Below are 22,684 nucleotides of genomic sequence, written 5' to 3' on the forward strand. Positions count from 1 at the left end.
CACAAAAAAACGCCGCTCCCCGATGGAGCGGCGTTACAATCATTTATGCTCGTCTGCGCATCAGCGTAACGAGCAGTGAAATAGCGCTCAGTACGACCGCGGCGATGGATAAGTACAGCGGCGTACTGCTTCCGCCTGCGGCAGCAGGCTCAGCAGCGTCAGCTCCATGGCCAGCCGCAGCTCCTGCCGTGTGCCCGTGGCTGTCGTGACCGGAGCCAGCCGGCTTCGGGTTCACCTTCGTCACCGACGCAGGCTTGTCCGCGCCTTCAGCGCCTACCCACTCGACGACACTGCCGTCTTGATACGTCTGATACGCCTTCCAGACGATTGACGTTGCCGAGTCGGCCACCTTGCCCTGCATGTAGAACTCGCCGAACTCCGTTGCACCGAAGCCGCCTGCAGTAGCTGTCCAGATGACTCCGGAGATTTTGTCCCCGTCCTTCGTCAGCTCATACGTCCAGCCCGGCTTCGGCTCGAAGCGGGAGATCGTAACCGCATCTAGCGGAAACTTCACCTCGACCTTCACTGTCGGGATCGTCTTCTCCGTCGGCACGCGCACTGCAAACTTCTCATAGCTGCCCTGCGTCGTCACCGACGGCTGCACCGTCACGTGCGCGCTTGCCGCTCCGGTCATCAAAAAGGCGCCCAACAGCGCCAATATTCCAATATGCTTCCACTTCAACATAAACCAAGTACCCCTTTCCAAACTATACGTCATTATATCCATGTGTAATGTACCGCAAACGGTCACGCTCCGAATATGACCCGATCGGGCTATTTGTGCGACTGTTTTTGTATATTTCGTGTCATGCCGTGCCTCACCGCATAGGCGGTCAGCTGAACCCGGTTGTCAAGCGACAGCTTCGCAAGCATATTTTTGATGTGGTTTTTCACCGTGTTCTCGGCGATGACGAGCATGTCCGCAATTTGACGGTTACTGAACCCGGCCGCGACATAGCCAACAATTTCACTCTCACGCGTTGAGAGCACATGAGGGGACACATCGACGCCATCGCGCCCTTCAGGAGCACGGAACGATTGCAGCAGACGATCCGCCATACCTTGCGAGATCTCTCCCGAATCCTCAAGCAGACCTCGCAAGTAATGGATCCAATCGTCCGGATTCATGTTCTTGAGTAAATACCCTTGCGCCCCGTATCGGATCGCCGTGAACAAATCCGACGCATCGTCGGATACGGTGAGCATGACGATGCGCGTGTACGGGTACAGCTGCTTAATCCGCTTCGTCGCCTCCAACCCGCCGCCCTGCGGCATACGGATGTCCATCAGCACAAGGTCCGGCAGCAGCTCGCCGCACTTCTCCACAGCTTCAGCGGCATCCGCGGCCTCTCCAATCCACTCGAAGCCAGGCTCGCCTTCCAGTAACGATCGAATCGCCTGACGTGCAAGCCGGTGGTCGTCTGCAACTAACACCCGATAATTCATAGCACACTTCCTTCCTTCATCGGTCCGATCAGCACTAGCTCAAGCCCTTGCCCAGGCTCAGAAGCTATCAACAGCTCCGCGCCAAGGTCCTGCGACCGCTTGCCGAGCAGCGACAAGCCCAGACTGTTCAGCGGCCGGGGTTCTTCCAGTATGCAGCCTGTGCCATTATCTGCGATGCGCAAGCGCCAGCGCGTCCCATCCTCGATAGGTCCAAGCTCCAGATAGGCATGATCCGCTTCGGAATGCTTGCGAATGTTCGTGAACGCCTCCCGCACGATCGAGAACAGCGCCACCTCGCGCGAGGGGGTCACCTCAATGCCATCCAGCTTCACAGACTGCTCGACCGCAATACCTGTCATGCCGCTCCACTCCTGCAGCCAGGCGGCCAGTCGCGCCTCGAAGGTAGCACCCTCCTCCGGTGCCGTCCGCAGATTGAAGATCGCCTGCCTCACATGCTGGTCGATCTCGGACACCGCTTCTCTCGCCTCCTGCACTTGACCCTTGGCCAGCTGCACATTCAAGAAAAACAGCACCTGCGCAATGTTATCGTGAAGCTCCTGAGCGACACGCTCCCGCTCCTCGTACACCGCATGCTTCGCCCGCTCCGCGGCGAGCTTCTCATTCATTTGCTCGATGCGGCGAAACATCCAGGTAGCGAACAAGTAAGACAGCAGCAGCGTCAGCAGCGTCATGTACAGATTGCCCGTCTCCATCGACAGCGTGTGCAGCAGGAAGTCGTGGCGAATGTATTCGAAGCCGCCCAGAATGAGCGGCGGCAGCAGGATGGTGCACCATTTGAGCGTACGCATCGACATCACGGTCTTCTACTCCCTCCAACTTTCCATTACAATTCGAAATCAAGCCTATGAATCAGCGCAGACGAATGCGCGCCAGCTCCGCCAGCCCTTCAATCCCCTTAAGCCGTTCGGTGAAATAATCGATCTCCGCTCCGCAGTCCGCGAGCTGCTGCCTGACGCCTAGACGCAGGGTGCATTCTCGACTCACAACGATGTCGTCACCAGCGCTGAGTCCTTGCGTACGCGCAGCGAGGTTCACCGTCCGCCCGAAATAATCGAGCACGCCGTCCGTATTGACGGCAATCGCCGGGCCATGGTAGAAGCCCAGCTTAATGACGACCGACGCCTCATGCAGCTCCAGACCGTTCATATGTCTTGCATCCGCTTGAATAGCGAGCGCCGCCTTCATCGCATTCTCTGGATATTCGAATACGGCCATGACCGCATCGCCGATCGTCTTGACGACTGCACCGCCATTCGCCCGAATGTGCTGCAGCAAAAACTCGAAGTGCCCCCGCACCTGACTGTACGCATGGGCGTCTCCGACCTTCTCGTAATAGGCTGTGGAGCCGCGCAAGTCGCTGAACAGCACCGTTACGTTCTCGATGCCAATCTGCTGCCCCGGCGCCAGCACCTCGGAGGAGAACAGCGTGCGGAATTGCTGCATCGTCGACACCTTGGCCGCCGTAACCGTATCATCGCTCCAATCCGCCCGCTCTAGCGCGACGTGGATGATGCTCTCGCTCTCGTTGGTCAGACTCAAGACTGAGCCGGGCGCAGACAGAGCAAGTTCACGCCGCGACCACCCTCCATCTGCTCGATACGCAAGCTGCGCATCCACGAGACTTGAGCCTTGTTCACCCTCGTTACGCATAAGCGGCACTGTCTCGTTCGTGCGAAGCACGCGCAGACGCATTGGCCCCTTCACATCCGGATATATGACCGATGCCGTCTCACCCGGCGCTACGGCCAGCTGCGTATGAATATGCGGGGTAATGAGCGGACCGCCGACACAGAATACCTGTTTAACCGCATGACGAATCAACGGGTGGACACTGAACGTCAGCTCCACATAGCGGTCGAAGCTAGCGGCATATTCAATGCCGCAGAAGTCGCAGTGAAACTGCGGCGTAATATCGGACAGCTTGCCCGCCCCCGCCTTGGACACGCGGCAGTTCGGACAGAGCAGCTGCCAGCTCAGATTAAGGATGCCCGCCTTCGTCGCATGAAGGAACAGCTGCAGCACCGCTTCGCGGTCCGCCTGCCATCGGTCCGCGAGCGTATAAGGTCGCATGTCGACCACCTCATCGTCTCCTGTGCGCAGCAGATGCTCGCGCAGAAGCTTAACGGCGTGCCGCTGATCGTCGGTCAAGTCCGCAAGCTTCGCCAGCAGACGGTCAAGCTCCGATACGTTAAGTTGGTACATCGTCTTCGTCTGCGGGTCCATATAGCTCTTCTGCTCAGCCGCCAGCCGAACGCTCTGCTCTAGAAACGTAAGCGTCTTGCGCATCGACTGTACGCCCACGATCGGAATCGCGAGCATGCCGAGCGCTCCGTTCGGTGTGAATTCTGCGAACAGCCGCACCTTGGTCGCAGGCTGTCCGTCCGGCAGCCGCTCCTCTGCGTCGCTCAGCTCGATGCCGCCGTAGAAGCGGCGCAGAGGACCCGAATGGTACTCGCGGACTACAGCGTACGACTGCTCCTTCACCCACGTGAACGGATGCTCCGTCCACTGCAGCGGAATGATACCGAACACCATGGCCTGCAGATCCTGCACGAATTGCGTCCCGTTCGTTCGAAGCGTTCTTTTGCGCAGCGGGAATAGACCGATCACTCGGTTCAAATGGTCCGTTCGGCTCAGCAGCTCCCACACCTTGTCGCGGGGCAGCGTATATACGCGATCATAGACATACCGTTGCGGCTTCATCATCCTCTGACTCCCCTGCTGTCGTGTTGGTATTGTATGTGTATAGCTCCTATTATACGTCTATATCGGCGTCTCCGGTCTACTCCATGAAAGCATCAACGGCTCTTACGTTCCAATCTATCATAATTTGATGAATTTTTGATAGTTTCCGTAACGAAATTACGCTATAGTATAAACAGAGATGTCGAATTATGTCGTTATAAGTTTGCGTAAAAATAAAAATGTATTGGAGCAATCTACTATGTCTCTTCCGCTACGCAGTCAAGCCGATACCAGTCTCAGTATTACCAACTATGCCTCGACTCGTAAAAATAAATGGACCGCTCTCATCGTCTGCGCCCTGCTCAGCCTATCAGTAGGCGCTCTGCTGCCATTCGCCAAGCTGGCAGGTCCTGAAATTCAGCCGTTCCTGCCGCTGTTCATCTCAGCGGTGCTCGTCTTCGAGCTCATTACGGCGTATCTGGTGTACAGCGAATTCTTAGTCACCCGCGCAGCTCCGCTCGTCGTGCTCGGCTCTGCCTACTTGTTCACCGGATTGATCACAGTGCCTCATCTGCTCGTATTCCCAGGTGTGTTCTCCTCGAGCGGTCTGTTAGGGGCGACGTCTCAATCTGCGACGTGGCTATGGGTGTTCTGGCACGGCGGCTACCCGTTATTTACGATCGCTTACATATTCGCAGAGAAGCAGCTAAGCCGCGTTCGGCTCAGCTCGAAGCAAGCGGAGCTCGCGCTTGTCGGGGCAGTCGGCGGCGTGCTCGTCATCGTCGCAGCGCTGACGCTGACTGCCCTATACGCGACGGACTATTTGCCCGTCATCATCATGAAGGGCAACTTCAACATCTTGATTACATCCGGCGTCGGACCGCTCGTCTGGCTGCTGAACGCAGCAGCGCTTGTACTGCTCGTCGCCACGTTCCGTGGCAGGACGATTCTACAGCTGTGGCTGACCGTAGCCATGCTCGCTTCCCTGCTCGATGTGACGCTTACGCTATTCTCGGGAAGCCGCTACAGCATCGGCTGGTACGCGGCAAGAATGAACAGCCTGCTCTCAGCCGGGTTCGTGCTCTCCACGCTGCTGTTCGAGATCCGCTCGCTGTATGAACGGATTGTGCAGCAGGAGCGCATCTTCCGAACCGTATTCGAATTCGCCGCAGTCGGCATTGCCCGCCTCGATCTGTCAGGTCGTCCGATCGAAACGAACGTCGCCTTCCAGCAGATGACCGGCTATAGCGAGGATGCGCTTAAGAAGAAGCCGCTCACGGAGCTGATACTGGCCGAGGATCACCGCAAGGATGAGCAGCAATGGCAGGAGCTGCTGAGCGGCGAGCTGCAGAACTACTCGGTCGAGAAGCGCTTCCTGCATCAGGAAGGCCGCATCGTGTGGGGCAATTCGATCCTATCCATCGTTCGCGGACTGGACGATAAGCCGGAATTTCTGATCGGAATGGTCGAGGATATTACGAAGCGCAAGCAATATGAGGAGCAGATGGCGTACCAGGCGTACCACGATGCGCTCACCGGACTGCCGAATCGGGTCATGTTCACTGACCGCCTTAATATGGCCCTTATTCATGCGAAGCGCAACAGCGAACGGCTAGCGGTCTGCTTCCTCGATCTGGACGGCTTCAAGCAGGTGAACGATACTCTTGGTCACGATGTCGGGGATGAGCTGCTGAAGCAGGTCGCGACGCGACTGAAGAGCGTGACTCGTGCTGGCGATACAGTGGCCCGGATGGGCGGGGATGAGTTCACGATTATATTGCCCGAGCTGCTGGATAAGAACGATGCCTTGACCGTCATTCACAAAATATTGCCACTCTTCGCCAATCCGTTCGAAATCGGCGGCACGTCCGTGACCGTAACCACGAGCATCGGGCTCAGCCTGTATCCGTACCACGGCAACGATGTGCAGACCTTGATGAAGAACGCCGATATTGCGATGTACCGGGCGAAGGAAGCTGGCAAAAATCGATTCGTCGTCTATGCCGAGCAGCAATAGCAATAGCAGCTGGAACAAACAAGCCTGACTGTGATGCAGTCAGGCTTGCTTGTATGCGCGTACACACACGCTTGCTGGCAGCCAGCCGTGCGACAGCGTTGACAAAATGAAAGGCAGCGTATAAAGTTTATTTAGTACTAGGTACTATAACTTGATAATAGTATTAGGTGTACAATATTTCTGTGCAGGGGTGATTGAGTTGAAGAGTTCATCGAAGTCGAGTCAATCGAACCAATCCGTAAGTGACCGTCTGTTCCATTCCCGCATGACTGCGATCGGCAGCTACACGCCGGAGCGAAGGCTGACCAATGCTGGTCTGGAGGGCATGGTGGAGACGAGCGACGAGTGGATCGTGCAGCGCACTGGCATTCGTGAGCGACGTATCGCGGCACCTGAGCAATTCACGAGCCATCTGGCGATTGAAGCGGTGCGAGCGTTGCAGGAGCGGTATCCTGTTGAGCTGGCGGATGTGGATGCCATTCTCGTCTGCACGAGCACGCCTGATTTCTCATTCCCCTCGACAGCATGTCTCGTTCAGGCACACTTCGGTATTCGGGCACCTCTTGCCATGGACCTCGCCGCCGCCTGCGCCGGGTTCGTGCACGGCCTGCAGGTCGCGGACAGCTTGATCGCCTCGGGCGCGAACCGGAGGGTGCTCGTCATCGGGGCGGAGGCGCTGTCCAAGATCGCAGACTATACAGACCGCACCACGTGCATCCTGTTCGGCGATGCGGCGGCGGCTGTCCTGCTGGAGCGCGATGATGCGCCTGACGCGGAGCCGGCCTTCCTTGCACGCAGCGCAGGCAGCGACGGCACCGGCGGCGGTCATCTGTACCGCTCCTGCACAGCGAACGCGCTGAACGGACTTGCACTGCGTGACGACGGCAAGCTCGTCCAGAACGGACGCGAGGTGTATCGCTTCGCCGTTCAGACCGTGCCGATCGGCGTCGCCGAGCTGCTGGAGCAGGCGGGCTTGTCCGCCTCAGATGTCAGCTGGTTCGTGCCGCACAGCGCGAACCTCCGCATCATCGAATCCGTCTGCGAGAAGACAGGGATTCCGCTCGCGAAGACGCTCCATACGATCGAGCAGTACGGCAATACGTCGGCGGCGACCATTCCGCTCGCGCTTGATTACGCAATACGGGACGGTCTGCTGCGCAAGGACGACGTACTCGTGCTCTTCGGCTTCGGAGGCGGCTTCACCTACAGCGGCCTCGTCATGAAGTGGAAGCCATTGTAGGCTGTCTGAACGACTGAATGGACCGTACCGTGCGGGGAGACCTTATAGCCATACCGGCCGTACCTGGCGTAACGGCCCCACCTGACGTTCGGGCGAACCAGGTGTCCGATCTGGCTCACACAATACTCCAGCCTCCAAGGCTGCTATTCCGATGCGCACGAACGCCGGCTGCTTCATCTGGAAGTCAGCCGGCGCTTATCACAGCTGCGCTTGTCACGGCGCAGGTCACGGCGCAGGTCACGACGCAGCCAGGGCTTTTGCGGTATGCCCATACGCAGCTTGCGAATCGTAAGCAGATCGAATTTCCGGGCGATTTGCTGCTGGTAGCGGGACAGCAGGCTGATTTCGGCCAGCAGCTCACGCTGTCCTGCATCTGGCACCGCTGCGCTCCTCTGCATCGCTTCGCCCACATGCTCCAGCATACCGGCTAGCGCCCGCTGACTGCGAGCCAGCGACTGCATCAGGTCCAGCGTTAGTTGATTGTACTCCGCGGGCCTGTTCATTTGGACGAACCGCCTCCGAACGAGAATAGATCGCCTAGCTCGCCGCCCTGCTCCCCTCCGTCGCCGTCTTCCTGCTCGCCGAGCAGAATGGTCATATGCTTCGCCAGCGCACGCTCCATCTTGGTCATGCCGTCAATGACCTCCAGCAGCTGGTCATGCACGTCGAGCGAGCTCTTCAGCTGCTCCGTATGGTCCTCATATTGCGCTCCGCCCATATGCGCGCAAATCCATTGACACGAACGCTGCGCCTCCACCGCCTTCGCCTCCAGCAGAAGCGCGATGTTGTGCTGCATTTTCGCTGCTGCGGCGAGCATCTTATGATACGAATCCGTTCTGTTCACCGTCTAACCCTCATTCCTGTATGTGAATTCCGAGCTATGTTCAAGCTCGCGGTGTCCTCTCCAACGTCGTCTATTCCTCATCCGAAGGCGTCTCCAGCTCCTTCAGCACGTAAGCCAAATTATCGGCAAGCGCATCGGATAAGTCGGACAATCCGTTCAAGTAAGCGGCAATGCTCTTCGACACGTTCATCGCGTTATACGTCAGCGTCTCGACATCCTCGAAGGCCGGCTGCTCCGGCGGAATATCGTGCACCTGCTGTGCCATGCGTACCGCAACCTGACGCTTCGCTTCTAATATATTGGCGATCTCCTGCTGGGAAGTGGCCATATGCGCCAATATTTCCGTAACCTTCTGCTGCATGCTGTCCCTCCTCCTTCTCCTGTAGCTGCTGTCTGTGCATACGATTGTGACTGCTGTACCTTAGCAATTTATGCAAGTGATGCCAGAGGAAGCAGGGCGCGTGCCTATCGTTTATATAAAAGTATGCGGATCGACGCCCCACTTCTCGATAAACCGCGCCCGATTCGTCGCGAGCAGCTGCTGCACCCGCTCCGCAGCCTCGCGATTAAAGCTGGCGCTCCCGTGATGGAAGACGAAGGCGTCACCGGCCAGCATGAGCCGATAGCCTGCCTGCCGGGCGCGATAGCAATAATCGTCGTCCTCATAATGGCCGGGCGAGAACACTTCGTCCATGAGCCCGATCCGCTCGTACAGCTCTCTCCGGAACAGGAAGCAGATGCCGACGATCCGCTCCACCTCTCGCCATTTGCCGGGATCCTTCACATTCAGCCGAGCCGCCATATCGTCCACATTCGTAAAAGGCTCCTCCAGCTGCTGCTTGCCGCTCGCATAGTTGCACATCGGCCCAACGATGCCAATATGTGCGCTGCTGTGCAAGCAATCGAGCATATGCTCAAGCGCCCTCGGCGTCATGAGCGTGTCGTTGTTGAGCAGCAGAAGGGTACTGCCAGTCGCCAGCCGCAGTCCGATATTGCAGGCCGCCGGGAAGCCGCGATTATCCGGAAGCGAGGCGACGGTAACGCCAAGCTTCCGACTTATGTCAAGCGACGCATCCTTCGAGCCGTTGTCGACGACGATGATCTCATGCGGTACACGGACGTGAGTCCGGATTGATCGCAGACACGGCTCCAGCACATGTGCACCGTTGTAATTCGGAATAATGATGCTGACCTGCGTCATGCCTCTCCACCTCCTGCAGCATCGCGCCGCCGAATCGAGTCCTCGTAGCGCAGCCGCTCGCCCAGCCTGTCTCCGGCCAGCTTCAGCGCCTCTACATGATCGCCGATAATGAGCTCCGCCACTTGATTCATGCGCCCGCTGTTGTTCGCTCTCCGCTTGTTGCGTCGGATGACATTCACGCTGCCGGCGACGCCGACCGCAAGTCCCTGCAGCAGCGCGGATGCCTGCGCCTTCGGCGGCACCGCGAGCAGCTCGGCGCCGATCGTCTCGACTGCCTTACGCGAGAGCGCATGCGGAATGGCCGTCATCGAATTCGCTTCGAGATCACGCCGTCCGAGTGACCAATTGAGCATCTGCTTCATGTGCGTCACCTGATCCCTTTGCTTGAAGGTACCGAGGAAAGGTGTAATGTCATTGAGCGCAACGTCCATTCCCGTCGCTATGGCCCGTATGAACGGCACGAGCCGTTCTGCCGCAATCGGAATATCACCGTCTACGAACAGCATAATGTCGGTGCCGACCAGCCTCGCTCCGATGGCACGGCCGACATCGTGACCGAGCGGCTCCGGGTACGACAGCACGACAGCTCCCGGAAATTGCCGGGCCGCTTGGAATGTACGGTCTGTCGAGCCGTTCACAATGACGTACAGCGCATCCGCCGTAAGACGGCCAAGCTGATGCAGCACGCGTGTAATGGTCGACTCCTCGTTCATGGCGGTGACGATAATGCCAACCGACGACTTCACTGGAAGCAGCACCCAGCCTGGGTCCGATCTGCCGAGCGCCTTGAACACAGCTGCTGCATAGCCTGCAGACGCTTCGTGATAGGAGCGCCAGGACGACTCCAGCAGCCGATGCTCCTCTACTCGCTCCGCCCATCTGCGATTGATCGCTGCGCGCAAATCAGGAGCCGCCCCGAGCATCGGCGCATCCTCAGCGCCCAGCCTGCGGCCCAGCAGCTGCATCGCGCTGCGGCGCGACGTACGCGGCCCGCGCGGAGCTGTATGCCGCGCGTAGAGAAGCGGCTTCGCCGCGCGCTTGCGCGCGCCTGCGCCTGTGCGCGCGCTGCCGCCCGTGCGCGCGCCTGCGCCTGTGCGCGCGCCACCGCCCTTGCGCGCGCCGCCGCCCTTGCGCGCGCCTACGCCCTTGCGCGCGCCGCCGCCCGTGCGCGCGCCACCGCACGTGCGCGCGCTACCGCCCGTGCGCGCGCCACCGCCCTTGCGCGCGCCGCCGCCCTTGCGCGCGCCAACGCCCTTGCGCGCGCTGCCGCCCGTGCGCGCAGCACTGGTCGCCACCGCCTTGCCGCTATCGGAAGGCGAGGCGGCAGCCTTTTGGACCAACCGCCGCTTCACGCTCGGTCTGCTATTCAGCTGCATATGGTTCCCTTCATGCTCCATTCTCATCTCACCTCGCTGCATCGCGGTTTCGTGTTAAATCGGTATGCCCTCCCCGCTCCCCGGCTGTCTGAATGAGCACACGCATCGCCTCCAAATGGTCCCCTACGATAAGCGAGCCGAGAACGTCCATCCCTTCGCTCGACTTCGGGCGGTTGCGGGCCTTGTTCAGCTTGCCGACGCCGACCAGATGAACGGCTCTCACCTTCAAGCCGCTTAAGATCGCAAGCACCTGCGCCTTCGGCGGCACCGTGAGCGCTTCCGCGCCGATCGTCATGAGCGCCCGCCTGCTGATCGCATGCGGTACCGTCGTCATCGACGCTCCAGCGAGGTCCGGCCGCTTCAGCGCCGCATTAAGTGCATGCTTCGCTAGAACGACCGGATGGGTACGCTTCGCCCCTATGGGACCTAAATATCGGTTCAGTGCTACGTCGCAGCCGCTCTGTACCGCACGGATGAACGGCTTAAGCTTCCGCGCAGCAATGACCATATCACCGTCGAGAAACAGCAGCACATCGCCCGTCGCATGACGCGCCCCGACGCTTCGTCCGACGTCGTGACCGAGCGGCTCGGCAATTGAAATAACTCGGGCTCCTAGCGACTCGGCTAATGAGCCCGATCCGTCCGTCGAGCCGTTCGCCACGACGATAATTTCATGAGGCGACACCTTCTTCGCCTCTCTCAGCACAGCCGCAAGCGTACGACGCTCGTTCATCACAGGAATGATGATGGAGACGCGAGCGGCCGACCCATGCCGGCGCGGACGCTTGCGCTTGACCGAGCATATGAACGCACTGCAACGTTCCATCGTTCCTCAGCTCCTTTTGTCATATATAGACCTGCACATCTTCTCTTTATCGTATGCTCGTATCCCGAGCGAGCGAGGGCTATGGTGGATGCCCGGATAAAAAATCGACAGTCCGCTTGTCCGGTCCTGCAGCTCGACAATCCTTCCACGCACGATGCAGTCGATTCAAGCTATGACGCATATAAGCAAGAAGCCCTCGGCCCAAGAGCCGAGAGCTTCCCTTTCCCAAGGACAGGCTAGCCGCCCAATTGACGTGCATACGAGTCGAGCAGATGGCCATATGTCGAGCGTACGAGCTGAATCTCCTGCTCAATGGCTGGCTTGTGCCGCATCGTGCCCATGCCGTTATGCCAGCGGTATTGGGTGAGCGGCAAATCATGATAAACGAACGGTATTCCGCATAGTACGATGCGAATCCACAGGTCGTAATCCTGCGTGTAGCGAAGCGCCTCATTGAACAAGCCCGCCTGCTGCAGCAAGTCTCTGCGGGCGACAACGGTACACCCGTTAATCGGATTCGAATACATGAGCGAGCGCACGAATGCGGCATAGCCCGGAAAGCGAACACCAGCATGCGCCTGAGTCACGCGTCCGTGCTGGTCGATATAATCGAACGAGGTGAAGCAGATCGCCGCCTGCACACGAAGCATGTACTGCAGCTGTGCCGTCAGCTTATGCGGGTAGAACATATCATCCGAGCTTAGCCAAGCGATATAATCGCCCGAAGTGATGCGAATGCCGTGATTCAATGCGCTCGCCGTTCCGCCGTTTGATTTGCCAATATAATGAACACGGCTGCGGAACGGCTCGATGAGCTCGGTATGCTGCGTCGAGCCGTCATCAATAACGATGATCTCCAGATTCGGATACGTCTGGTTCACCGCGCTCGTTAGCGCCTGCGAAATATATGGATCGTTATAGAACGGGATAATAATCGAAACCTTCGGATACAAGAGCTACGTCACTCCTTTCCGTATCAATTCCAGCATGATGAAACGTTACCTAATCAAGGCGTTGATGTCTGTGATAAGCGATGATGTCGGCAACCGACTGCTTGAACGCGATGGATGGTGTCCAGCCGAGCTGCTGCATGGGAAGCGGGTCAATCTCAGACGGAGCTGGCTTCGGAACGTTCAACGTAGTGTCGTCGCCTGCACAGGTCAGTCGGACGGGAGTGGCATCGGCTGCTCCGACTCGCCACCATAATGGAACGGTCGCCTCCTGCTCGAAGCAGCGTGCCGCTTCCCCGAGTGACCGCCGCAAGCCCGAGCCGATCGGATACGTGCGGCCGCATTCTCCATGCTCCAACAGGAGCGCATACGCACGCACCGCATCGCGGACGTCGAGGAAATCACGATACGCCGTCGTGGAGGACAGATAGAACGGCTCCACCGGTTCACCTGCTTCCACCTGAGCCGCATAGGCTCCGATGAGTCCGCATAGACCATTCGACTCCCCCGGCCCGATCAAGTTAGACGGCTTCGCAATAAGCACCGACAGTCCGAACATCGAGCTCCACGCCAGACTGAGCATCGATTGGAGCGACTTGCTAAGGCCATAAGGATGGTCGGGCGCAGGCCGCCGCTCATCATCCGTTAGCCGGGAGCTGAGCATGGAGCCTGCGACCAGCACCCGGCTGCCAGTCAATCCTGACCTGCGCACCCCCTCCAGCAGATGCAGCGTCGAGAGCACATTCACCTGCATATACGCGAGAGGCTCCACCCACGAATCCGCTACCGCGTTGAGGCCAGCCAGATGCAGCACATAGTGCGGCTGCTCCTCGGCGATGAGCTGCTGGACATCATCCTGCTTCGTCAAGTCGCATACTCGGAGCCTAAGCGATTCCGAACCATCAAGAGACCGGGACGGCAGCTGGCGGACGATACCCGTGACGTGACAGCCGAGGCTCGCGAAGTACGAGCATGCATGCCGTCCCGTGAAGCCTGCCGCACCCGTGATAAGGATGCGCGATCCTTTCCTCATGGGAGCTTCATCATCCGGTCGCGCAGCTCCGCCAGCATGTCATCATACGACGGCACCGTGTAGCTCAGATCGCTGCGCGTCGAGATCAGCGTTCGGTCCAGCACAATCACATCGTCAGGGACGATCGTCACATCCTGTTTATTGAACGCGCGCTGGAACTTGAGCAGCAGCTCGTATTTGCTGACCGTCTCTGGAGCTGTCAGATGAACAAGTCCACTCAGCGCTCCTCCGCTCTCGCACACATGCTGGATGAACTTGGCAAGCTCCAGCGTCGTCACGCCGTTCCACGGAACCCGCGTATAGCCCTTGATCTCACCCTGCTGAAGCAAAAACCAGCGCAACAAGCCGATCCCATCCTTACGCAGCTCCGGCCCGATTATCGAGGTGCGGATCGTCATATGCTGACCGAAGGTCACCTCGCCGAGCGCCTTCGTTCTGGCGTATACAGTCGTGCCATCCGGCACATGACGCTCCGTATAGCCGCCCCGTTTCCCTTCGAATACACAGTCCGTGCTGATATGAATGACCTTCGCTCTGATCCGATCAGCTATAGCTGCAAGTCGATGCGGGAGAAGGCCGTTGATCGTATACGCATCGACCTCATGCTGGCGTGCCAGATCGTTCAGCAATCCGACCGCGTTGACGATGACATCAGGACGAACCGCCAGCAGCAGCTGCTCGATTCGATTCGCATCGCGCACATCTGCGTACAGCCCCGCCCCGGGCAGCGTATACAGAGCTCGCTCACGAAGCGTGTAGAACAGCTCATAGGATCGGTCATTGGCCAAATGATGGAGCAGCATATGACCGGCCATGCCGTTTCCGCCGATCACTAGCATTCTCATGATAAAAACCCGCCTTTATCCAGCATCTCCCGAATTTCCTCATTCGACATTAAGGAGTAAGCGGACGAGTACTCGGATACCTCGACCTTCGGGCAGTTGGTGTAAGCTTCGTTCAGACCCGGAATTGGCAGCGTAGGCAGAATGACCAAGTAATCCTCGTCATACAGCACCGTGCTTTGTGCCTCATATTCCGAGTACAAAATTTCATGAATTTTTTCGCCGGGACGAATGCCAAGCTCCCGGATGTTGAGACTCGGGGTGCCCATTTGCTCCGCCAGCACTTGTGCGAGGTCAATAATTTTGCAGGTCGGCATCTTCATAACGAATATTTCGCCGCCCCTGCCCTCCACTGTCGCCTTCAGCAGCAGCGAGATCGCCTCCTGCTGGGTCAGGAAGAAGCGGGTCATATCCCGGTGAGTCAAGCCGATCGTGCCACGCTCGCGAATTTGCTTCTTGAACAGATGTATGACGCTGCCGTTCGTGCCGAGCACGTTGCCGCCCCGCACGCAGACGAACTTCGTGCCTGAATCGAGCAGATTGGCATGAATAATCAGCTTCTCGCCGATCGCCTTCGTCATGCCGTAGAAGTTGGACGGGTTCGCCGCCTTATCTGTGGAGATGTTAATGACCTTCTTCACCTTGTTCTCGATCGCCGCCTCGATGATGTGCTGCGTGCCGTGCACATTCGTCTTCAGCGCCTCGTACGGCTGGTCCTCACAGACGGGCACGTGCTTCAAGGCTGCCAGATGGAACACATAGTCGACGCCCTTGCATGCGGCTGTGACCGCTTCTCTGTCGCGAATGTCGCCGATACAAAACTTCAGACGATCATCCTCGAACGCCCGCTTCATTGCGACCTGCGTCGATTCGTTGCGGGAGAAGACGATCACTTCCTTCGGGTCGCACGTCAGCAGCTGCGTGACCAGCTCGTGGCCCCAAGAACCCGTACCCCCGGTAACTAAGATCGTGCTTCCATTAAACATGCTTCTTTCCCCCCAGCACATATTTAACTACCTTGTAGGACACGTCGGTATCCATATAGCCTGCTGGCATATCCCAATGACTCGGCATGGCAGCCATCAGCTCGGCGGCCGACGCAATTTGCTCCGCTTGTAAGCCCGATACAACGTTACTGCCGCAATCGACCGTCTCCGGACGTTCCGTCGTATTACGCATCGTCACCGTTGGCACCCCGAATATGCAGCATTCCTCCTGCACCGTTCCGCTGTCGGTCAGCACACAGAGCGCCTCCTTCTCCAGCTTCACAAAATCGAAGAACCCGAACGGCTCATGGAACTCGACGAGCGGGCTCATCGCCAAGGACTCCCCCTGCTCGATCCGCGAGCGCGTGCGCGGATGAATGCTGCATACGATGCGCAGCCCGAAGCGTTCGGCGACCAGGTTCAGACCGTTCATAATACCGCTCAGATGAACCGGATCGTCAACATTTTCCGCCCGGTGCGCCGTCACGAGGAAGTAATGCTTGGGCGACAGCGCAAGACGCTCCAGCACCGTGCTTGCCTCGATCTGCTGCTCGTAAGCGGTCAATACTTCGTAGATCGGATTGCCCGTCAGCACGATGCGCTGACTCGGTACACCCTCGCGTATGAGATTCTGCTTGCTCTGCGGCGTGTAGGGCATATTGATCGTCGATACGGCGTCAATCACCTTGCGGTTCTTCTCCTCCGGCACCGTCAGGTCGAAGCAGCGGTTGCCCGCTTCCATATGAATGACCGGAATACCCATACGCTCTGCGACGATGGCGCACAGCGCGCTATTCGTATCGCCTAGCAGCAGCACCTTATCCGGACGCTCCAGCTTCAGGATGCGTTCGATTTCAGCGAACATCGTGGACAGCTGTCCACCGAGCGAATGGTGCTGATGGTGCATCCGATAGTCGGGCTCGCGAAGTCCCATTTCCTGAAAAAAAACATCGCTCAAGCTGTGCGTAAAGTTTTGGCCCGTATGCACGAGGATGTGCTTCTCGGCCCGTTCATCCAGCTTGCGAATAATGAGGCTGAGCCGAATAATTTCCGGTCTCGTGCCCAATATTGTCATAACCTTCATCTTCCACACCTTCCTCTGCCTATAATGTGCCTTCCTTGATGCGTATATCAGAGGCTATCTTCTTCGGGCGGTGCGCCCGGTCCCCTTGCGCCTTACGCGCAGCCCGAGCCGACGCCGGTGCCTGCGATGACCGGCCTTGCTTCGGACGAGGCGCTTCGTAAGCCTCCGGCTGCGACTGGTCAATCGAGCGCTGTGACCGGATACGCGACGCAAGCGCCGTCCCTTGCGCAAGCGGATGCGCTTGCCCAGCAGTCTCAATCGCTTGAGATGGCGGGCTCTTGGCTTACGACGTCTGCCTCGCTGCTTCAGCCGGATTCGTCGTACGCGCAGACGGTTCCGACGCGCTCTATACGCTGAGCGCTCGGCGAAGATCGCATCGCCCAGCGGAAGCTGCTGCAGCTCCTCCTCGGGCAGCTCGATGACCTGACTCATCGCGTAGCCCCGCTGCTGAACCGCTGCAGGCGAGGAGAACGGATGCTTGCGCCCGTTCGCGATCAGGTAGACCGACTTGCCCGAGCCCCGCGCGAGCATGATCGGCGGTCGATGGGCCCATCCGCCGTCCATACGTATTGGAGCACCAGATGGAACGCCGTACAGCGCACGGTCCGACACCTTCCGCACATCTTGCCATGCATATTTATAGAAGCGGAATGTCTCTTGGGAGACGAACGGACGCTTCTGTCCATACTCGACCAAGTAGACGGACGGATCGTGCTCGCCGACATACAGCCCGCTCGCCTGCGCGACCGCTGCCGCCTCTTGAGGCCGATGAGCGCGGGCCACCTCCTGTCTCGAGTGAAACAGCCCGATCAGCCCGCCAAGACGATGACGATAGGCGGCGATGCCGAATGCGGCTTCGACCGCACTGCGGCTCGCCTGCCCGAGCTGGGGTAGAGGAGCATCGAGTAGCTGGGTAACTCGCTCGATCAGTCCGATCGTATCCCCCTGCTCGGCGATCCACTCGGCGTTGCCGGTCGCTCTCATAATTTCCTCCAGACCTCCCGAGCGGTACGTCACGACTCCCTTGCCGAACAGCATCCCTTCGATCGCCGTGAGTCCGAAGCCCTCGTCAATCAAGCTCGGTACGACCACGACATCCATCGCAGGCACGATGCTCTCGATGTTCGAGTCGAACTGAATATGCTGAACGCGTGAACGATGTCCCGACGCTTGCAGGACACGCATACACCGCTCGAACAGCTCAGGGTCTGTCGCTCTGCCAACCATGAGGAACCGGGTGCCGGGCTTGCGCCGGGCCACCTCGGCAGCCATTACGGCGAAGTGCTCCGTCCCCTTCAGCGCGGTGAAGCCGGAAGAAATGAAGCCGACCACCTGCTCCTGCGGCCGGATGCCCAGCGACCAACGCTTCGCCTCCCGTAGCGTCGACCAGGCGTCGGGATGAAGCTCCTCCGGATTCCAGGTCGGCATCAGAAGCTGCAGCTTCGACGCTACGGGCGGCTTCTGTCGGAACGGACGCAGCGTCGTCTCCGATATGCCGATAATCCAATCGGCATATCGGTCAATGACCTCGACCGCATGCAGCGTAGCCGCATGCTCGGATATTTTCTCATTCATGAACCAGGCGACCGGTATGCCGAGCTGGCGGGCAGCGACTGCCGGCAGGACATTCACACACGTGTTCACGATAACTAGATCAGGCTGCAGCGACTGCAGGAGAGCGATGATCGAGCCGTGCTCGCGCTGCTGCAGCCTCGTCTCCAACCTCTCGATGAGATCCAGCCCTGGCTCTGTCATCATCCACACGTTGTCATAGTCTTGAATGTGTGTGCGCAGTCCATAACGCTGTGCCTCCTGCCGCAGCAAGCCATCCTGAGGGACGACCAGCGTGCAATCCGCCCAGCGGGTAAGCTCCCTTGCGAGCGTGAGTACGTATTTTTCGGCACCGGTAATCATGTCCTTGCCGCATAGATGCGAGAACAGTACAATATTCATCCTTAGCCGTCCGCTGTGCACCTGATCTCGACGCGATGCTGCGGATTACGGCATTCACCTCCGTGCTCAGCTTCAATCTTGGTACAGTCCGTCTCGGTAATCTGTGGCGTTCATACGATGAATTACGAGGTCAATCGCTGAGCTAGCTCCTCCTTCAAGCCTTGCTCGAAGCCCTCGGTAAAGCCGACGTTGTACGCTTGATCGAACGCCTGATTGTAGGCGGCGGCATAGCCGGCCCCGAGCGGACGGCGGCGTACCGACTTGGTGCGCCTTGCGCCCGACTTACGGCTTAGCTTGTAGCTCGACTTGCGGCCTAGCTTCCGTCTTACCACGGACGTCTTGCGCTTAAGCTTGATTGAAGACGTCTTACGCATGCCTGTCGACCGCTTCTTGCGCACAGCAGACACCTTACTGGCTATCGCCGATCGTACTTGGCCTCGCTTCTTCTGACCACGGACCGAACGTCGTACACGCTTCCTCCGTTGCTGCATCGTCCTCCACTCCTTCCCGTCGTTAGATTAACCGAACAAGATGCGCAGCATCTGCGCCATCCGAGTTGCGTACGTATGCTCGGTCATCGTACGCTTGAGTGCGTTCAGCGCAATCCGCCTCCGCTCCTCCTCGTGGTGCAAGTAGTAGTCCAGCTTCTGAAGGAGCTCCTCGGCCGAGCCATAGGTGACGATTTCTTCCCCCGGCTTATAGAAGCGGGCGATATCGTGACGAATGTCGGTCAGCTGGAGCGTGCCGCAGGCGGCAATCTCGAACGTTCTCGGATTCGGGGATACGGCGCTGATCAGCCGTGAATTGTGATTAAATGTATCGTCATCCGTTGCCCGGTGCAGGTTAATGACAATTTTTGTTCCATTGTAATAGAGTGACGTCTCCTCAGCGGACATCCACTTGTTCAGTGCGATAGAGGACGACAGCTGTGAGTAAGCTTTAAGACGGTCCCACCAAATGCCGCATATATACGACCTTCGTCTTGCCAAATATGGAGCGAGCTGATCGAAGATGGCGACACGATTCCAATAGGCCGAGCCGATGAAGCTGACCTCATAACGATGTGAAGCTAAGGCTGGCTTCGGCCGAAATATAGCCGGGTTCGCCGCGAACGGCAAGTAATGAACGTCCCGGCTGCCGTGTCTCCGGTAAAAATCAACGCAGCTGAGCTCCAGCGTAAACACCGTATCGAAGTGCAGCACGAGCGGCAGCGTCAAGTCCGTGTAATACGGATCGTCGGTCAGCCATACCGCCGTACGTATACCGTGCGATCGAATCGTATCCATATGCCCGGTATCGATATTCAAGCCATCCAGGACGAGCACGACATCCGGCTTCGTCTGTATCGCATATTCAACGTAAGGCTCACTCGGAGTCATCACATCCAGCTGCCGCACAAGTGCCCTCAGCGCGACGATGATCGAATCATCCAGAGGGGAGTACGGATAGCCCTTGCCTGAAGTAATGTACAACAGGCGGACGTCCCACCAGGCGAGCTGGCTCGGGGGCAGCTTGCGCATAACCGCCTCACATCGTCCCAAGTGATAGCCGCATTCACTGCCGGAACGGTAACCATCGTCCCAGCCCTTGCGCCATGCGGCAGGCCGAGCGCTTAGGGCGCGCCGATTTACAGCTTTTCCGGCCATTCCTTACCTCCTCCTTTGCACGAAAGTGTAGTCAAGAAGTCAAGTCAGCCGCTGTATCCGAGCAGGGTGAACAGCTGATCTACCCTGTGGACGAAGGTATGCTCCTGCAGCGTTCGCTTCAAGCCGTTCAGAGCAATCCGCTGACGAGCCTCCTCATGCTTCAAGTAATAATCAAGCTTAGCGATTAGGTCTTCGGGAGAATGATAGACGTCGAGCTCGACGCCGGGTGTATAATAGCGGGTCAAGTCGCTGCGCACATCGGTCAGCTGCAGCGTACCGCAGGCGGAAATTTCGTAAGTGCGTGGATTGATGGAGAAAGGGGGGATGTGTCGCTGATTTCGATTGTCCGTCTGATGATCATGACCCCGGTGCATGTTGATGACGATCTTCGCACCGCTGTAATAGCGAACGGTTTCCTCTACGGGTATCCAGCCGTCACGAATGTACGGCTTCAGCAGCTTGTAGCTGGTCATACGGTCCCAATGACCGCCGCCTATGAAGACACGCTTGCCAGCCAAGTACGGCGCAAGCCGATCGAACCATTCTACTCGGTTCCAGAACGCGTTGCCGATGAAGCATATATCGCTTCGGTAGGACATGGCTGCCGGCTGCGGACGGAATCGGTCCGTATCGACGGCGAGCGGCAAGTAGTGCACCTGCTTACAGCCGAGCGACGCGTAGAACGGCACGCAGCTCATCTCATGCGTAACGATGCAATCGTAGTGCGGAGCAATGGTGACCGTGTGGTCGGTAAAGTACGGATCATCTGCAAACCAGATGGCGGTCTTGATGCCAAGCTCCGAGCGAATGCGGTCGACCTGCTCCAGATGATCCGCGGGAAATATGTGCAGACCGTTCATGACGAGCACCAGATCAGGTCGATGCTCGGCCGCCTTCGTGAACATTTCTGTCGCATGCGCGATTATTGTAGTGGCAACGGTTCTGCGCAAGGCCGCCTCGAGCCCTTGGTCGAGTCCGTCGAACCCTTGCGGGACGAACAGGACCTTCAGCCTCCGAACCGATGGCGCTGGAACGCTCACACGCTGCCGCACAGCCTCGCAGCGGCCGTAATGCCGGCCATGCTCCCATCCGGTGTCATAGCCCTCATCCCAGCCTGCCTCACGGCCTGCCGCAGCTCCGCTTGAATGGGTTCTGGACATAACAGAGCGAAGCCTCCTCTCGAGTTAACGGAACTTGGTCGACCAATCGAACCCGATCGCAGGATCGTCATACGCGATCCGGTATTCATCCGGCTGCTTCGGGTCGTAAGCCATGTTCGTGAAGTACACGATCGTCGCTGGCGTCTGTCCGAGTACCCGGTAGCCATGGGCAACGCCGCGCGGAATGAATAACAGATACGGGACGTCCTCGCCCATATAATAGACGTCTGTCTTGCCATAGGACGCGGAGTCCGAACGCATATCGTGCAGAACGACCTGCGCATGCCCGCTAGGGAAAAACCATATGTCATCCTGCAGCTTATGGTAATGGAACGCCTTGATGACGCCGGGGTAAGACGTGGACATCGACGCCTGGCCGAACCGTCCGTAGATCGAATCGTCCTCCCGCAGCAGCTCCATGAAGAAGCCTCTGTCGTCGCAGTGCTTCACCAGCGGTTTTTTGTTCACACCGATAATGCTCATTCCTGCTCCCCCTTGCTGTTCATAATCTGTACATCGTCTTGAATATAGGCGGCCAGCGCCTCTCTCCAGCCCCGCATCGGCGGAAAACCAGCCTTACGCAGCGCCTCATGAGCGAAGGCAGAATGCGCTGGACGATGCGCGGGCGTTACGAACTGGTCGGATGTAACGGGACGCAGCTCGACATGCGCAAGGCCAGCCTCCTGCACAATCGCCTCGGCGAACGCGAACCGCGAGCAGTAGCCGCCGTTGGATACGTGATACAGCCCGTAATGCTCCGTCTCGACGAGACGACCGATGCACTCGGCCAAATCTCTCGTGTACGTCGGCGAGCCGAACTGGTCGTCAACGACCTGCAGCGGCTGACCCGCTTGTGCCTTGGACAGCACCTTGGTGACGAAGTTGTCGCCGCCTTGCCCGTACAGCCAAGACGTACGGACGATATAGTGCCGCGCACATGTCGTCTCGACCAGCTGCTCGCCCAGACGCTTCGTGACGCCATAGACGCTGAGCGGGCGAACAGGATCGTCCTCGCTGTACGGCGCTCCCTTGCTACCGTCGAACACATAGTCGGTGCTGACATAGACGACCTTGGCCTTCACAGCGTCGGCCGCAAGTGCGACGTACCCGGTTCCGAGCGTGTTGATGCGATAAGCCTCGGCTGTCTCAGTCTCTGCCAGATCCACCTTCGTGTAAGCCGCCGCATGAATGACGGCATCCGGCCGCACATCCGCGAGCGCCTCCCGCACCACTTTCTCATCGACGATATCGAGCTGTTGCCTCGTCATGGGCACGACCTCGTGCTGCTCTGACAGCACCCGGGTTAGGTCACGACCGAGCTGCCCGCCAGCTCCTGTAATGAGCAGCTTCATCCGCGCTCACCTCTCGCCTGAA

Annotated in this window: 23 protein-coding genes; 2 read left to right on the forward strand and 21 right to left on the reverse strand. The window is 58.5% G+C overall.

The genetic code is table 11. The annotated features are described in order from the left end of the window. Nucleotides 1–43 precede the first annotated feature (43 nt). The 4 genes from PAE68_RS17750 to PAE68_RS17765 form a co-directional block, all read right to left on the reverse strand. The gene (locus PAE68_RS17750; RefSeq protein ID WP_281889169.1) at nucleotides 44–685 is read right to left on the reverse strand and encodes a YcnI family copper-binding membrane protein; all 642 of its coding nucleotides are present in this window, start codon (nucleotides 683–685) and stop codon (nucleotides 44–46) included. An 89-nt stretch (nucleotides 686–774) separates the two neighbouring features. Beyond that, the gene (locus PAE68_RS17755; RefSeq protein WP_281889171.1) at nucleotides 775–1,446 is read right to left on the reverse strand and encodes a response regulator; all 672 of its coding nucleotides are present in this window, start codon (nucleotides 1,444–1,446) and stop codon (nucleotides 775–777) included. After that, nucleotides 1,443–2,261 (reverse strand): sensor histidine kinase, encoded by an 819-nt coding sequence (locus PAE68_RS17760; RefSeq protein WP_281889173.1) that lies wholly within the window; start codon nucleotides 2,259–2,261, stop codon nucleotides 1,443–1,445. The genes PAE68_RS17755 and PAE68_RS17760 overlap by 4 nt, the downstream gene beginning before the upstream one ends. Before the next feature lie 55 nt (nucleotides 2,262–2,316). Beyond that, nucleotides 2,317–4,173, reverse strand: a complete 1,857-nt coding sequence (locus PAE68_RS17765) for an adenylate/guanylate cyclase domain-containing protein (protein ID WP_281889176.1) — start codon at nucleotides 4,171–4,173, stop codon at nucleotides 2,317–2,319. Between the two features lie 238 nt (nucleotides 4,174–4,411). On the opposite strand from PAE68_RS17765, the gene PAE68_RS17770 reads away from it, so the two are divergent. Continuing rightward, complete coding sequence (locus tag PAE68_RS17770; RefSeq protein WP_281889178.1) at nucleotides 4,412–6,169, forward strand: MASE4 domain-containing protein; 1,758 nt, start codon at nucleotides 4,412–4,414, stop codon at nucleotides 6,167–6,169. A gap of 265 nt (nucleotides 6,170–6,434) precedes the next feature. Then, nucleotides 6,435–7,409 (forward strand): ketoacyl-ACP synthase III, encoded by a 975-nt coding sequence (locus PAE68_RS17775; protein WP_397379508.1) that lies wholly within the window; start codon nucleotides 6,435–6,437, stop codon nucleotides 7,407–7,409. 173 nt (nucleotides 7,410–7,582) lie between these two features. Here PAE68_RS17775 and PAE68_RS17780 read toward each other — a convergent pair whose 3' ends face one another. The 17 genes from PAE68_RS17780 to rfbD form a co-directional block, all read right to left on the reverse strand. Then, nucleotides 7,583–7,912, reverse strand: coding sequence for a hypothetical protein (locus PAE68_RS17780; RefSeq protein ID WP_281889181.1), 330 nt, complete (start codon nucleotides 7,910–7,912; stop codon nucleotides 7,583–7,585). Then, nucleotides 7,909–8,253 (reverse strand): alpha-helical endospore appendage domain-containing protein, encoded by a 345-nt coding sequence (locus PAE68_RS17785; RefSeq protein ID WP_281889184.1) that lies wholly within the window; start codon nucleotides 8,251–8,253, stop codon nucleotides 7,909–7,911. The genes PAE68_RS17780 and PAE68_RS17785 overlap by 4 nt, the downstream gene beginning before the upstream one ends. 70 nt (nucleotides 8,254–8,323) lie before the next feature. After that, nucleotides 8,324–8,614 carry a nucleoside-diphosphate sugar epimerase gene (locus PAE68_RS17790; protein WP_281889187.1) on the reverse strand — a complete coding sequence of 97 codons (291 nt, stop codon included), beginning with the start codon at nucleotides 8,612–8,614 and terminating at the stop codon, nucleotides 8,324–8,326. Between the two features lie 111 nt (nucleotides 8,615–8,725). Continuing rightward, complete coding sequence (locus tag PAE68_RS17795) at nucleotides 8,726–9,454, reverse strand: glycosyltransferase family 2 protein (protein WP_281889190.1); 729 nt, start codon at nucleotides 9,452–9,454, stop codon at nucleotides 8,726–8,728. Then, nucleotides 9,451–10,851, reverse strand: a complete 1,401-nt coding sequence (locus tag PAE68_RS17800) for a glycosyltransferase family 2 protein (RefSeq protein WP_281889193.1) — start codon at nucleotides 10,849–10,851, stop codon at nucleotides 9,451–9,453. The genes PAE68_RS17795 and PAE68_RS17800 overlap by 4 nt, the downstream gene beginning before the upstream one ends. A gap of 7 nt (nucleotides 10,852–10,858) precedes the next feature. Beyond that, nucleotides 10,859–11,656, reverse strand: coding sequence for a glycosyltransferase family 2 protein (locus PAE68_RS17805; protein ID WP_281889197.1), 798 nt, complete (start codon nucleotides 11,654–11,656; stop codon nucleotides 10,859–10,861). A 236-nt stretch (nucleotides 11,657–11,892) separates the two neighbouring features. After that, a complete protein-coding gene (locus tag PAE68_RS17810) occupies nucleotides 11,893–12,609 on the reverse strand; it encodes a glycosyltransferase (protein ID WP_281889200.1) in 717 nt (238 codons plus the stop codon). A gap of 49 nt (nucleotides 12,610–12,658) precedes the next feature. Next, nucleotides 12,659–13,639 carry an NAD-dependent epimerase/dehydratase family protein gene (locus PAE68_RS17815; protein ID WP_281889203.1) on the reverse strand — a complete coding sequence of 327 codons (981 nt, stop codon included), beginning with the start codon at nucleotides 13,637–13,639 and terminating at the stop codon, nucleotides 12,659–12,661. After that, nucleotides 13,636–14,484: a dTDP-4-dehydrorhamnose reductase family protein gene (locus tag PAE68_RS17820; protein ID WP_281889204.1), complete on the reverse strand. Its 849-nt coding sequence runs from the start codon at nucleotides 14,482–14,484 to the stop codon at nucleotides 13,636–13,638. The genes PAE68_RS17815 and PAE68_RS17820 overlap by 4 nt, the downstream gene beginning before the upstream one ends. Then, nucleotides 14,481–15,467, reverse strand: a complete 987-nt coding sequence (locus PAE68_RS17825; protein WP_281889205.1) for an SDR family NAD(P)-dependent oxidoreductase — start codon at nucleotides 15,465–15,467, stop codon at nucleotides 14,481–14,483. Before PAE68_RS17825 ends, PAE68_RS17820 begins: the two co-directional genes overlap by 4 nt. Beyond that, nucleotides 15,460–16,551 carry a non-hydrolyzing UDP-N-acetylglucosamine 2-epimerase gene (gene wecB / locus PAE68_RS17830; RefSeq protein ID WP_281889206.1) on the reverse strand — a complete coding sequence of 364 codons (1,092 nt, stop codon included), beginning with the start codon at nucleotides 16,549–16,551 and terminating at the stop codon, nucleotides 15,460–15,462. The genes PAE68_RS17825 and wecB overlap by 8 nt, the downstream gene beginning before the upstream one ends. A 54-nt stretch (nucleotides 16,552–16,605) precedes the next feature. After that, nucleotides 16,606–18,504, reverse strand: coding sequence for a glycosyltransferase family 4 protein (locus PAE68_RS17835; protein WP_281889207.1), 1,899 nt, complete (start codon nucleotides 18,502–18,504; stop codon nucleotides 16,606–16,608). Nucleotides 18,505–18,626: 122 nt separating this feature from the next. Beyond that, nucleotides 18,627–18,995 carry a hypothetical protein gene (locus PAE68_RS17840; RefSeq protein WP_281889208.1) on the reverse strand — a complete coding sequence of 123 codons (369 nt, stop codon included), beginning with the start codon at nucleotides 18,993–18,995 and terminating at the stop codon, nucleotides 18,627–18,629. A 27-nt stretch (nucleotides 18,996–19,022) separates the two neighbouring features. Beyond that, the gene (locus PAE68_RS17845; protein WP_281889210.1) at nucleotides 19,023–20,150 is read right to left on the reverse strand and encodes a CgeB family protein; all 1,128 of its coding nucleotides are present in this window, start codon (nucleotides 20,148–20,150) and stop codon (nucleotides 19,023–19,025) included. A 44-nt stretch (nucleotides 20,151–20,194) separates the two neighbouring features. Continuing rightward, nucleotides 20,195–21,310: a glycosyltransferase family protein gene (locus PAE68_RS17850; protein WP_281889212.1), complete on the reverse strand. Its 1,116-nt coding sequence runs from the start codon at nucleotides 21,308–21,310 to the stop codon at nucleotides 20,195–20,197. A gap of 24 nt (nucleotides 21,311–21,334) precedes the next feature. Continuing rightward, nucleotides 21,335–21,793, reverse strand: coding sequence for a dTDP-4-dehydrorhamnose 3,5-epimerase family protein (locus PAE68_RS17855; protein ID WP_281889214.1), 459 nt, complete (start codon nucleotides 21,791–21,793; stop codon nucleotides 21,335–21,337). After that, nucleotides 21,790–22,662 (reverse strand): dTDP-4-dehydrorhamnose reductase, encoded by an 873-nt coding sequence (gene rfbD / locus PAE68_RS17860; protein WP_281889215.1) that lies wholly within the window; start codon nucleotides 22,660–22,662, stop codon nucleotides 21,790–21,792. The genes PAE68_RS17855 and rfbD overlap by 4 nt, the downstream gene beginning before the upstream one ends. Nucleotides 22,663–22,684: the final 22 nt, after the last annotated feature.

The organism is Paenibacillus sp. YYML68 (assembly GCF_027923405.1).
Lineage (GTDB): Bacteria > Bacillota > Bacilli > Paenibacillales > NBRC-103111 > Paenibacillus_G.